The organism is uncultured Bifidobacterium sp. (genome assembly GCF_959020155.1).
Lineage (GTDB): Bacteria > Actinomycetota > Actinomycetes > Actinomycetales > Bifidobacteriaceae > Bifidobacterium.
In genome coordinates this window covers 1-13260 of sequence record NZ_CAUERC010000005.1, presented here as the reverse complement: position 1 = coordinate 13260, position 13260 = coordinate 1, and the positions used below count along the sequence as shown (strand labels likewise).

Below are 13260 nucleotides of genomic sequence, written 5' to 3'. Positions count from 1 at the left end.
CCGGGCTGCTTCGCTTGGGGTGGCTCGGAGCCTTAGAAAAAACGTTTGACGTGAATATAGCCACTATGTGAACGTCAACAGACATCATAAAGAAAGCGGTACTAGAACAGTTCCGCAGGAGAGGCGGAGTGGTTCCTCGGACACAATCCGGGGGGAGCAACATCCTAGGAATCACTCGCCGTGATAACAACCGAAAAAAGAATAGAAAATAGCGAGTTTGTTCGGAAAAAGCAAGTTCCGAATCGCAAAAAACAATAAAGGAGCGCCAATTATGGCAGCAACTATCTGGTACGAAAAGGACGCCGATCTGTCCGTGTTCGATGGCAAGAAGGTGGCCATCCTCGGTTACGGTTCCCAGGGCCACGCCCATGCGCTGAACCTGCGCGATTCCGGTGTCGACGTCGTCGTCGGCCTGCGTCCTACCTCCAAGTCCGTGGAGTATGCCAAGGAGCAGGGCCTTGAGGTCAAGCCTGTTGCCGAGGCCGTTGCCGAAGCCGACGTGGTGATGATCCTGCTGCCTGACCAGTACCAGGCCGCCGTGTACAAGAAGGACGTCGAGCCGAACCTGAAGCCGGGCGCTGCTCTGGCCTTCGCTCATGGCTTCAACATCCACTACGGCTACATCAAGCCGTCCGAGGACCATCCGGTCTTCATGGTCGCCCCGAAGGGCCCGGGCCACATCGTGCGTCGTGAGTACGCCGCTGGCCGTGGCGTCCCGGTCGTCGTGGCCGTCGAGCAGGATCCGGATGGCAAGACCTGGCCGCTGTGCCTGGCTTACGCCAAGGCTCTGGGCGCGCTGCGTGCAGGCGCCATCAAGACCACCTTCACCGAGGAGACCGAGACCGATCTGTTCGGCGAGCAGGACGTCCTCATGGGCGGCATCAACCACCTGTGCGACCTCGGCTTCGACGTGCTGACCGAGGCTGGCTACCAGCCGGAGATTGCCTACTTCGAGGTGTTCCACGAGCTGAAGATGCTGGTCGACCTGGCCAACGAGGGTGGCCTGAACAAGGCCCGTTGGTCCTGCTCCGACACCGCCCAGTACGGCGACTACACCTCCACCGTCATCACCGACGAGACCAAGAAGCGCATGCAGTACCAGCTCAAGCGCATCCAGGACGGCTCCTTCGCCAAGGAGTTCATGGATGACCAGGCCGCTGGCGCTCCGAAGTTCAAGAAGCTGCAGGAAGAGTACAGCCACCCGCACCTGGAGACCGTTGGCCCGAAGCTGCGCGCCATGTTCTCTTGGAACAACCAGACGGACGCCGATGCCGATATGGCCGAGTCCTTCAACGGCAAGATCGCTCGTACCCAGGTTCAGTGAGATTGCTTCGCTAGCTGCATAAGCTATTTAGCGAATTAGAAAGCGTCGCCCGCTTCGTGCGGACGGCGCTTTTTGCATATTGTCGTGCGTGCGACGGTTGCGTACGTTCCGGCATAACGAAAGGCCGCCACCCAACTTGGGCGGCGGCCTTCAATCGCAGTTAATGCGATTAATCGCAATGAATGCGAGACGTTACTCAGCCACGGGCGATCTTGCCGGTGAAAGTGGCCATGTCAGCGTCGTCATCCTTGCCGTTGTTCCAAGAGAACATGGCGCGCAGCTTCGGACCGACGGTCTCGATACGCACGTTGCCATATTCTTCCTGCAGCTGCTTGAACTTCGGAGCGCCAGCGTCCTGATCGTCGATGAACTCCTTGGCGAAGGAGCCGTCCTGGATGCGGCTCAGATGGTACTGCATGCGCTTGCGGCAGTCTTCGTTGATGACGGTGTTGGTGTAGTCGCCGTACTGGGCGGTGTCGGAGCAGGACCAACGGGCCTTGTTCAGGCCACCCTCGTTCATGAGGTCGACGAGCATCTTCAGCTCGTGGCAGACCTCGAAGTAAGCGATCTCCGGCTGGTAGCCAGCGTCAGTGAGGACCTCGAAGCCCATTTCAACGAGCTTGTTCACGCCGCCCATGAGCACGTTCTGCTCGCCGAACAGATCGGTCTCGGTCTCCTCGGTGAAAGTGGTCTTGATGGCGCCTGCGCGCAGGGCGCCCAGAGCCTTGGCGTAAGCCAGGGTGATGTCCCAAGCGTCGCCGCGCGGATCCTGTTCGACAGCCACGACGACCGGGACGCCACGGCCGTTGGCGTACTCACGACGCACGATGTGGCCCGGGCCCTTCGGGGCGACCATGAAGACCGGGTGGTCCTCGGTCGGCTTGATGTAGCCGTAGTGGATGTTGAAGCCATGAGCGAAGGCGACGGCGGCGCCCGGCTTGATGTTCGGTTCGATATCGTTGGCCCAGATGGTGCGCTGGTACTGATCGGGAGCCAGAATCATGATGATGTCGGCCTCGGCGGCGGCTTCCGGAACGGACTTGACTTCCAGACCCTGCTCCTTGGCGTGCTCGACAGACTTGGAGGTCGGGCGCAGGCCGACGACGACGTCGACGCCGGAATCGCGCAGGTTCAGCGCATGGGCGTGGCCCTGGGAACCGTAACCGATGATGGCAACCTTCTTGCCTTCGAGGACCGAGAGATCACCGTCGTTCTCATACCAGATTTGTGCAGCCATTGTACTTGGCACTCCTTTTGTGTAGTGGGGTGAACGCTTGGAAAGCGTTCGGGTTTCTACCATTCGCAGATGAAATTCGTGGTTTCGTGCATGGATTTTGTCCTGCAAACTGGGGTCCATCCTACCGGAGCGGCCGTTTTGGTACGTATCCAGTCCACAAAGTGAGCCGCGAAATCGTAAAAAATTCGTCGCGGCGCAATCGTGATACCTTTCCTGCGAAACCCCTACGGAAGCGACGTTTCGGGCCGTTGGAATGTTGTTTCCGTTGGGAATTGCGATTAAGCCCCTACCGAAGCGACGTTTCGATCGCTGAAAATGACGTTTGTGTGGGCAAGCATGTGCTTATTTAGGTGACGCTTCATGCATTTTGGTAGGAAAGTGGCTTAGGATAGGCACGTAGGATTGTTTGATGAGGAAGCTGAAGCAATGGTCACTGCGACGGGGATTGCGCCTGGTTCCGAAATGACGGCGCAGATGGAGCAGGTGGAGGAGCGTAATGTCTCGGGCGTGCTGCATGTCGCCGCGATTTTCGGCTCGCACATGGTATTGCAACGCAACAAGCCCATCGCGGTGTTCGGCGCATTGGCTGCCGATTGCGCCGGTATGGAGGTTGTGGCGGAAATACACGACTTTGACGGCTCCCTGATCGCGCAGGAACATGCTTATTCTTCGCAGAACGTGGTCAACGGCTTTTCGCAGTGGCGCGTGATGCTGCCCGCGCAACCGGAAGGCGGTCCGTACACGCTTCGTATCGTCGCGGGCAATGATGCCATCGAATTCGACGACGTGCTTATCGGCGAAGTGTGGCTCGCCGGCGGCCAAAGCAATATGGAACTTGAGTTGCGTAACAGCGAGCATGCCGACGAAGCACTTGAGGATTGCGCCGATCCGCTGCTGCGTTTCTACAATGTGCCCAAAACCGGTGTAATCAATCGCAATGCGGAAAATACGTCGAGCTGGCAGGAATCGTCGCCGGAAAACAGTGGCGTGATGAGCGCCGTCGCCTACTATTTCGCACGCAAGCTGCGCTCCGAACTCGACCCCGATCTGCCGGTCGGCATTGTCGACTGCTATATCGGCGGCACGTCGATCAGCTGCTGGATGAGCGAGGACGCACTCAATTCCAGCGATGCCGGCCGCGACTATCTGACGCGTTACCAGCGGGCGATCGCCGGCAAGACGCAACAGCAGTTCGAACTGGAAACCAGCGAATGGCAGTCGCAGATGGACGCATGGAACGCGGCTGTGGAAACGGTGCGTCAGACCAATCCGAACGCAACGAGCAGCGAGTTGAGCGAACAGTGCGGCACCTGCCCGTGGCCGCCGCCGCTCACCCCTACATCGCAATGGCGTCCGTGTGGCCCCTTCCACGCCATGCTGGAACGTATCATGCCCTACTCGCTGGCCGGTTTCCTGTGGTATCAGGGTGAGGAAGACGAGCAATACAGCGGTTCCTACCGCGAGCTGCTCGGCATGATGATCGGCGAATGGCGTGCGCTGTGGAGCGAAAATCTGCCGTTCCTCATCGTGCAGTTGCCGCAATGGATCAACGGCAAGACGGCTGCGGACGGCAACGATCCGATGCGCTGGCCGGTGCTGCGTGAGGCCCAATGGGACGCCGCGCAGTCCATAGACAACGTGTACGCCATCTGCACGATCGACTGCGGCGAATACGACAACATCCACCCGCTGGACAAGCGCACGCCCGGCGAACGCCTTGCCAATTGCGCGCTGCGGCAAATCTACGGCATGGATCGCGTTCCGGTGCACGGCCCGACGGTGCTGGGCTTCCGATGCGACCCGAACGGCCGCGTACGCCTGTTCTTCCGCTATGCGCACGGCCTGCATTTCGAAGGCACCACGCCCGGCGGCGGCGACGATGATTTCGATGGCCAGCTGCCGACTTTGGTGCGCGTGCCGGAACGTTCCGGCTTCGAACTGGCCGGTTCCGACGGTATGTTCCACCCGGCGACCGCCGCGATTTTCGTGGATTGCGACATCGATGATCTCGTCAATTCCAGAGTGAACGTGGTCGATTACAACGCCACGGAATTCGGCATTCCGATTAACAGCCGCAGCATCGGCACGATCACGCTGGCGACTCCGGATGTGCCGGAGCCGATGGCGATGCGATACGCCTGGCGCAGCTGGGGTCCGGCTCCGCTGTTCAACGACGACGGCCTGCCCGCGCAGCCGTTCCGTTTGGATTTGACCGACCATACCGCCCCCGTCGAGTCCGCCGAGCCCGTCACCCCCGACGGCACCGCTGACTGAGGCCGTCGGTCTGGTCGCGCCGGTCTAATCGCCCCGTCTAATCGCAAAAACGGCATTCCCATCCGGCTTTTGTTACCGTAACCAGCCGATTCGGGTAACAAAAGCCGGAAGAGGGGGCCGTTTTGTGTTTCTTGCGATTACTCAGCGGTTGCAGCAGTCGCGTCGACAATCACCGCCGCGTCCTCGCCACGCTCGCTGCCGGACTTGCCAAGCGCAAGCTGGGCGGCGGCGAACAGCACCGCCAGCCAGATGACGCCGGCGATCACGGCGATGCGATAGCTTGCGGAGAAGCACATGAGCACCACGACCAGCAGCATGAACGCGATCACCACGTACGGCGTCACGTTGGCGAACGGCAGCTTGAACGCGATCTTGTCGAGCGCTTCCTTGCCCTTCAGCCCCTTAAGTTCGGCCGGGCCATCGCCAGCCGCAACCATGCGACGGAACTTGATCTCCGTGATCATGATCATGATCCAGTTGATCGCAGCCGCGATCGTGGCGATCGACATCAGGTAATTGAACGCGAATTCCGGCCATACGAACACGACGACAACGGCAATCGCAATAATTATCGCGGAAGTGATAACACCCCCAACCGGCACGCCTTTCTTGCTGAGCTTACCCAGGTAAGCCGGCGCGTTGCCCTGCTTTGCCAGCGAATACAGCATGCGGGAGTTGGCGTACAGGCCGGAATTGTAGACGCTCATCACAGCGGTCAGGCACACGAAATTGAGGATGCCGGCGGCCGCGTGCACGCCGACGGAATCGAAGATCTGCACGAACGGGCTGGAATCGCCGTCGATCTTGCTCCACGGAATCACCGCCATGATCACGCCGAGCGCGCAGATGTAGAAGACGAGAATACGCCAGATGATGCCGTTCGTGGCCTTCGGAATGGTGGTGCGCGGATTCTCGGTTTCGCCGGCGGTGATGCCGATGAGTTCGGTGCCGCCGAAGCTGAACATCACCACGACGAGCGCCATCAAGAGGCCCGTCCACGTGCCGTCGGCGTTGCGGGTCATCAGGCCGTGCGGCAGGAATCCGCCGTCCACGGTGAACCAGTTGGCGAAGCTCGCGCGAATGCCCGACGCGGTCGGCACGTTGGCGATCACGACATACAGGCCGCCGAGAATCATGGCCAGCACGGCCACGATCTTGATGATGGCGAACCAGAATTCGAATTCGCCGAACTTGTTCACGCCCATGAGATTCAGCGCCGCGATGGCCACGAGGAACACCGCCGCCGACACCCACTTCGGAATGTTCGGGAACCAGTAGTTCACGAACGAGCCGACCACGGCAAGCTCCACCATGGCCACCAGCACGTAGTTGAACCAGTAGTTCCAGCCGGAAATGAAGCCCGCTCGCCGTGACCAGTAGCGCGTCGCGTAGTAGCTGAACGCGCCAGCCTTCGGATCCTCGACCGCCATCTCGCTCAGAGCGCGCACGATCATGAAGATCGCGAGACCGCCGACGAGGTAGGCGAGCAGAATGGACGGGCCGGCCAGCTGAATGGATTCGCTGGAGCCGTAGAACAGGCCGGTGCCGATGGCGCCACCCAGCGCGATGAGCTGGATATGGCGGTTTTTCAACGATTTACGGAGCGTCGGCGGAACCGGCACGTCGTCGGTTCCACGCGGCTTCTTTGCGGCGGTGACGTCGCTCATGGAGATTTCCTCTTCTCTGTTTCCTTGCGATTGCGCGTTGTGCGTTGCGCTCGCTGCTTGCGTTGCGTGCTGTTGCACGCTTGCATGTGCTTGTTTTGCTTGCTTTTTTGCGATTCGCCCTTTGTGAGGGAACGTTTCCGATTGTAGCGGGAAGCGGCGGGCAAAGTGTTGGTTTGTTCGTTCCGGAATGTCTGGTTTGCTTAACGGGTTGTTTGGTTTAGAAGTTCGATTCGCGCGATTGCTGTGCGATTCGAACGCGCGATTTGGACACGTGTTGCGGATGTGCGGTTTGGCGCGTCTTTCCAAGCTTCATGGTGTTCAATGGAATGAGGGGCTACGAACGGAGGTCGACATGGCATTCGTCAAGGACATGCTGCGAATGTGGGCGCATTCGTGGAAAAGATTCATTTCCATCGCCATGATCACGTTGCTCGGTGTGGCCGTGCTCACCGGCATTTACGCGGGCTGCCGTGACGCGTTCCGCAGCACCGACCGCTTTTTCGACGCGCAGGGCCTGCACGACGTCCAGGTGCTGTCCACCGCGGGCCTGTCGAACGGCGATATCGCCGCGTTGCGCAAGGTGAACGGTGTTGCGAAAGTGCAGGCGGAACGGTCGCAGGAAGTGACGTTCGATTTGGACGGCCGCAAGTCGGCGACCATGCAGGAAATCGGCACGAACGGCATCGACCAGCCATACTTGCAGGAAGGGCGCATGCCGAAAAAAGCCGGCGAAATCGCGGTAACCCGAAAATTTATTCGCGATTCGGGCAAGCATATCGGCAGCCGCCTCACCGTAACCCCCGAATCGGCTTCCTCCGATACTTCCGATGCTGATAATTCCGGCACTGATAATTCCGGCACGAATGAAACGAACGGCACGGACGAGGCGCCGAGCTTCCCGACCAAGCTCACCATTGTGGGCGTGGTGCTCGATCCGCAGAACCTGAGCAACCCGGACGGCTACTCCGCCATGACCTCGTTCCGTTCCACCGCCACCACCGACTACACGTTCTTCGCGCCGTCCGATGGCGTGACCGGCACCCTCTACACGTCCGCCACGCTGCTCGTCAAGGGCACGGCCGCCGAAAGCACGTTCGACGAATCGTACGAAAACACCGTCAAGCAGGTGACCGACCGCATCGACGGCACCGTGAAAACCGACCGCCAGAAGGCCCGTCGGCAGGAACTGCTCGGTGCGGGCAACAAGAAGATCGTCGACGCGCGTGCGGAAGCCGACAAGAAGTTCGCGGACGCGCAGTCGCAAATCGACGCGAATCGGCAGCAATTCAACCAGCAGGTCGACCAGATTGTCGACATGCAGGCAAGCGCGGCTGCTGCGGGAGCTGCGACAAACGGCGCGAACGCAGGTGCGGCGGCGGCCGCAGGTGCAACTACCCCCCAACTTGACGAAACCACGCGTGAAACAATGCGTGAAACCATCATCGCCGCTAGTCCCGAACTGACGCAAGCCAAGCAGCAGCTCGACCAGGCGCAATCGCAATTGAACGAGCAGAAGGCAAGTACCGAACAAACGCTGAAAACCAAGGAAAACGAGCTGAAAACCAGCATTCCGCAAGTGCGCTGGTATGTGCAGGACCGGCAGTCGCTCGGCGGGTTCAGCGCGCTCAAATCCGACCTCGACTCCATCCAATCGCTTGGCAACGCGTTCCCGATTGTGTTCCTGCTGGTGGCCGTGATGATGAGCCTGACCGCCATGGCGCGCATGGTCGAAGAGGACCGCTCGCTCATCGGCACGTACGTGGGGCTCGGCTACGGGCGGCTGGCGGTCGCGTCGCGCTACCTGCTGTTCGCGTTGCTCGCCTGCCTCATCGGCGGCGGCCTCGGCCTGATCGCCGGCTTCCTTGGCATTCCTGCGTTCCTGCTGGTCGTATTGCAAGGCATGTATGTGATGCCCGGCCTGCGACTGGAATACGACTGGCTGTACGGCTCGCTCGGCATCGCGCTGTTCGTGGTCGGCGTGCTCGCCGCCACCATCTACGCGTGTGTGCAGGAGATGCGCATGACGCCCGCCGCGCTGATGCGTCCGAAAGCGCCGCGCGCCGGCTCGCGCATTCTGTTGGAACGGATTCGGCCGGTCTGGAATCGCATCGGCTTCCTCGGCAAAGTGACCGCGCGCAACATTTTCCGCTTCAAGTCGCGCCTCATCATGACGGTCGGCGGCGTCGCCGGCTGCACCGCGCTGATCGTCTGCGGCCTGGCCATCAACGACACCGTCGCCGACCTCGGCATCAAGCAATACCGCGACATCTACCAGTACGACCTGATGGTGGTTTCCGACGATTCGGACGCGTCGGCGATGCGCACGAAAGTCGCGTCAGACGGGCGCGTCACGTCATCGCTTGACGTGCGCATAGAGTCGGGCGATTTGACGGTTGCGGGCAGTGGCGACGGTGACAGCGGCAAGGCCGGCAGCAGCGGCAGCGAAAGCATCCAGCTGGTCGCGGTGCCGGAAAAGCATCTGTCCGATTTGGGCGAAATGGTCACGTTGCAGCCGGTCTCGTCCGGCATACTGGGCACGTCCGGCGTCGGCAAAACCGGTTCGCTGAAACTCGATGACGATGGCGTGATCGTCGCGCAGTCGGCGGCAAGCGCGCTGGGCGTCAAGGCCGGTTCCAAGGTGCGACTGACCAACGGCGACGGCGTGCAGGCGACGGCGAAGGTGAGCGCGGTGAATCGCAACCTCATCGGCTCGGATGTGTATGTAAGCGAAACCTACTACGCCAAGCTTTTCGACTCGAAAGACGCGAAGAACACCAAGAATTCCAAGAGTTCCGAGGATTCCGAGGCTCTGACGTGGAACGCCATGCTCGCCAAGCTTTCCGGCTCCGACACTTCGCAAACCGACTATGCGGAATCGCTCGAAGAGGACAGTTCGGTGATGAAGGCCGTAAGCTGCGCGCACATGGCCGACAGCTTCAAATTCGACCTCATGGGCGCGGTGGTGGCGCTGATCGTGGCGCTTGCCGGCGGTCTGGCACTGGTGGTGCTGTTCACGCTCGCCAATACGAACGTGTCGGAACGCGTGCGCGAGATGGCCACGCTCAAGGTGCTTGGCTTCTTCGACCGCGAAGTGCACCATTACGTGAACCGCGAGATGATGATCCTCACCGTCATGGGTGTGATACTGGGCCTGCCGCTCGGCCGGCTCGTCGGCGGCATGCTGACGATGGCGCTCAACATGCCCTCGTTGTATTTCGAGGTGGAGGTCAAGCCGCTGAGCTACGTGATCGCGGCCGTGGCGACCATGGCCTTCGCGCTGCTCGTGCAGCTGTTCGTCAACCCCGTCCTCGACCGCATCGACCCCATCAGCTCCCTCAAGTCCGTGGAGTAGCGCCCCTCCGAAGCCCTCTCAGTTCTTCGGGTAGCGGTAGTTGTGGGGGAGTTGGGTGGTGAGCTGCGGGTCCAGGCCGAGTTCCTTGAGTTGGCGGTCGATTTCGAGGCGCGCACGTTCCACAAGTTCGGCGCGACGGCTGTCCAAACCGTTCAGCCCCTCCTGCTTTTCCAGCGATTCCAACATCTCCGCCATACGCTTGAGCCGGTCCTGATGGTGCAGCAGCGCACGCACCTGTGCATGTTCGCGTACGATCGTCCGCCAATCGGATGGCGTGTGCGCAATCTCCCGAACCGCGGTGACCGGATGCACGTCGGCCACCTGATATGTAATCGAGCCGAGCAGCGGCATTAGGAACACTGTAATCGCGCCGGCTGCGACCAGTGTCGACGCGGTGTCGCTTTGCATGGTGCCGACCTTCACCGCCAGCGACGTGACGGCGACGATGATCGGCAGCGCGGTCGTGCAATACAGGGCTACGGTGACGCGATGATGCGATGACAGCGGATTCTCGCGTTTGTCGAGCGACAACGCAACATATACGGGCACCGCGCGAATCAGCATGAGCATGACGATGAACGCGACGAGCAGTGCGGGCCGGCCTGCCACGGCGCGCACGTTGATCGCGGCGCCTGACACCACGAAGAACACAGGAATAAGGAAGCCGTAGCCGACGCCTTCCAGTTTCATTTCCAGCGACTTGCTGCCGTCGGGGATGATGTAACGCAGGATGAAGCCTGCGGCGAACGCGCCGAGCACCGCGTCAAGTTCGAACAGTGCGGAAATGGTGACAAGGAAGATGAGCAGGAATGTGGTCAGTCGCATGAGCGTTTGCGATGACGTGTTCGCGTTTTCCGTAAGGAAACGGTACAGGCGATGGCCGGTTTTCAGTGCTTTCGTAGGTAGCATCGCGCACAGTAGGCAGATGGCGAGGAACGCGCCGAGCACGAGCATGGTCTGCCAGCCGGTTCGGGTGGATAGCAGGATGGCCATGGCGAGGATTGGGCCGAGTTCGCCCCACGTTCCGTACGAGATGATGGCGTCGCCGATGGGGGTGCCTTCGAGGCTGCGTTCCTTGAGAATCGGCATGAGCGTGCCGAGAGCGGTGGTGGTAAGTGCGATTACCGTGGCGATGCCGTTGATGCCTTGCTTGGTGAAGAACGGAAGGAATGTCACGACCAGCCAGGCGAGGCCTAGCGTGATTCCCCATGTAAGCAGTCCGACTTTGCCTTGATGTCCGGCGAGTCGTTTGGGGTCGATTTCGTAGCCGGCGAGCAGGAACAGGAACGCCATGCCGAGCTCGTTCAAGAGTTTCACGGCGTCGTTCACTTCGATCACGCCCAGTCCGTACGGGCCGAGTGCGGCTCCGGCGGCGAGCAGCAGTACGGTTTGTGGAATGAACCTTCCCGGAATCAGCTGCGCCACAATCGGGCTGACGGCCGCCACCGCCATGATGATGGTCAGGGAAACAAGCTCTTGCGTCATGTTTCCAGCCTAGTGAGTCTGCGTGACGGTGCTCGGATACGCGGTGACCCCCATGACGCGCTGGGGGTGAGGTTAAGTTTTTGTTAATTTTATGGGGGAGGGGGTTCTATAAGCTTTTATTATCCGTGGAAAATGGCGGAACTGTTTTGTTTGTAAGCGCACTAGGTAGGGTGCAAAGTCCGTCCGGAACGCCATATAATGTCCCTGTACTAGGTGGTTCAAGGGGGCTTAAACTGATGGCAGGCATTTTGCGAGGGGGCACGTGCGGCGGGTCGAGAAGCAGCGGGTCGCAAGATACACGCACCTACGTTCCGCCGACGTTCGCCGAGGCGACCGATGTGTCCGAAGAGATTCGCGAGCGTCGCGCCGACGTGGGTAGATCCATTGCCCTGCGTGTGCTTGCGGCGGTGCTGATTTTCTCCGCAATCGGCATTGGTTTTTTCCCGAAAGTGCTGCAATACCAGTCCGCGCAAAAGCTGGCGAGCACGTCCGCCCGTTCCGAGCAGAGCGTCGCGGGCTGGCCGTATCCGCAGGCCGACGAGGCATTCGCCGCAGCTGGGGCGTACAACAAGCGTCTCGCCGAATCGGGGCAGCCGGTGATTGGCGAGGCTGAGGATCCGCTCGCCGAGTTGTACAACAACAATCAGTCCGACTCCAGCGACGGTTCCGGTTCCAGCTCGACGGGCGCAGGCGCCACTGGCGATGGTAACAAGGATTCCGCTAGCTCCAAAGACGCGGAATACCAGCGTTTGCTGGATACTGGCGATGGCGTGATGGGTTCCATCCGCATTCCAAAGATTTCTGTAGATTTGCCGATCTACCATGGCACGTCGGAGCAGACGCTTGCGTCCGGTGCGGGGCATTTGTATGGCAGTAGTCTGCCGGTGGGTGGCAAGGATACGCATGCGGTGATTACCGGACATCGGGGTTTGGTTGAAGCCTCAATGTTTACGCGTTTGGATGAGATGCGGGTTGGTGATTACTTCTATATCGATGTGATGGGCCATACGCTTGGCTATATGGTGGATCGTATTACCGAAATCGAACCTAACGACACATCGCAATTGAAGATTACCTCTGGCGAGGATCGGGTCACGTTGATGACATGCACTCCGTACGGTGTGAATACGCATCGTCTGTTGGTTTCGGCATTACGTTCCGCCATTCCCGAAGAGATTCCCGCGGAGGATGATGCGGCAAAAGATGTGCGTGTGATTGCGGGCGTGGTGTCAGCTGCCACGTTGCTGGTCGGTTTGTTGTTGGTTTGGCTGCTCCGCTGTCCGTGGCATGTCCGTAGGCATGCCGCTTGGTGGCCAAAGCGCAACTAGGGGTTGATGGCGTTAATGTTGCACTTGACAGATGCTTTTTTGTCGGGGAAAATTCTGAAAGAGACATGACAACGTTTGCTTATAGTTTTTGCATCGCGATTTACGGGGGCAAGAATACTCTAGAATCGCGATGATATGTGCGATTTCAAGGAAAGTATATCCCCTTGATTACCTCGTTGGGAGGGTATGTATCCCTCTGTTTTTCTCCTTAAGGTTTAGGCAACGAAGCGATTGTCGGACGGTATGTGAAGCGAAGACGCATCAAATATACCGGTCGAAGGAGGAAGGTATTTCCCCGATCGCTTAACGGTACAAGGGGGTAGGCGTATGAGACACGTCTTTGAGCGAAACAGGGCGAGGGGCACAGGTCTGTTCACGCGTCGTGTCATTGCGGCCGTCGCGACGGTCGCAATGCTCGCCGGCGTGGGGTGCGTCACTGCTTCGTCAGCGGCGGCGGAAGATGCCACGGGAGCCTTGGAACAACAAATCGAGCAGCCGGTATTGCAAGAATCTGGGCAAGAGGATTCACAGCCGGTGGAACAAAATTTGATGGTGGGAGAAGAGCAGCCGTCAGAGCAAGAGCAGCCGTCAGA

The 13260-nt window shown here is 59.8% G+C and carries 8 protein-coding genes; 5 read left to right on the top strand and 3 right to left on the bottom strand.

Annotated features, from left to right (window positions below):
• Positions 1-271 precede the first annotated feature (271 nt).
• Positions 272-1324 (top strand): ketol-acid reductoisomerase, encoded by a 1053-nt coding sequence (ilvC, locus tag Q5H31_RS02675; RefSeq protein ID WP_302457456.1) that lies wholly within the window; start codon positions 272-274, stop codon positions 1322-1324.
• 196 nt (positions 1325-1520) lie between these two features.
• On the opposite strand, the gene ilvC (Q5H31_RS02670) is transcribed toward ilvC (Q5H31_RS02675), so the two are convergent.
• Positions 1521-2561: a ketol-acid reductoisomerase gene (gene ilvC / locus Q5H31_RS02670; RefSeq protein WP_117759970.1), complete on the bottom strand. Its 1041-nt coding sequence runs from the start codon at positions 2559-2561 to the stop codon at positions 1521-1523.
• 426 nt (positions 2562-2987) lie between these two features.
• Here ilvC (Q5H31_RS02670) and Q5H31_RS02665 point away from each other — a divergent pair, with 426 nt between their 5' ends.
• The gene (locus tag Q5H31_RS02665) at positions 2988-4835 is read left to right on the top strand and encodes a sialate O-acetylesterase (protein ID WP_151918822.1); all 1848 of its coding nucleotides are present in this window, start codon (positions 2988-2990) and stop codon (positions 4833-4835) included.
• 137 nt (positions 4836-4972) lie between these two features.
• On the opposite strand, the gene Q5H31_RS02660 is transcribed toward Q5H31_RS02665, so the two are convergent.
• Complete coding sequence (locus Q5H31_RS02660) at positions 4973-6502, bottom strand: amino acid permease (protein ID WP_302457455.1); 1530 nt, start codon at positions 6500-6502, stop codon at positions 4973-4975.
• 352 nt (positions 6503-6854) lie between these two features.
• Between Q5H31_RS02660 and Q5H31_RS02655 the strand changes: the two genes are divergently transcribed.
• Complete coding sequence (locus Q5H31_RS02655; RefSeq protein ID WP_302457454.1) at positions 6855-9854, top strand: ABC transporter permease; 3000 nt, start codon at positions 6855-6857, stop codon at positions 9852-9854.
• A gap of 18 nt (positions 9855-9872) precedes the next feature.
• Here the strand turns inward: Q5H31_RS02655 and Q5H31_RS02650 are convergent, their stop codons facing one another.
• Positions 9873-11339, bottom strand: coding sequence for a cation:proton antiporter (locus Q5H31_RS02650; RefSeq protein WP_117565188.1), 1467 nt, complete (start codon positions 11337-11339; stop codon positions 9873-9875).
• Positions 11340-11575: 236 nt separating this feature from the next.
• On the opposite strand from Q5H31_RS02650, the gene Q5H31_RS02645 reads away from it, so the two are divergent.
• Both Q5H31_RS02645 and Q5H31_RS02640 read left to right on the top strand, forming a co-directional pair.
• Positions 11576-12667: a class C sortase gene (locus tag Q5H31_RS02645; RefSeq protein WP_270291266.1), complete on the top strand. Its 1092-nt coding sequence runs from the start codon at positions 11576-11578 to the stop codon at positions 12665-12667.
• Positions 12668-12994: 327 nt separating this feature from the next.
• Positions 12995-13260 (top strand): hypothetical protein (locus Q5H31_RS02640; protein WP_302457453.1); only part of this gene is annotated, 266 nt, incomplete at its 3' end.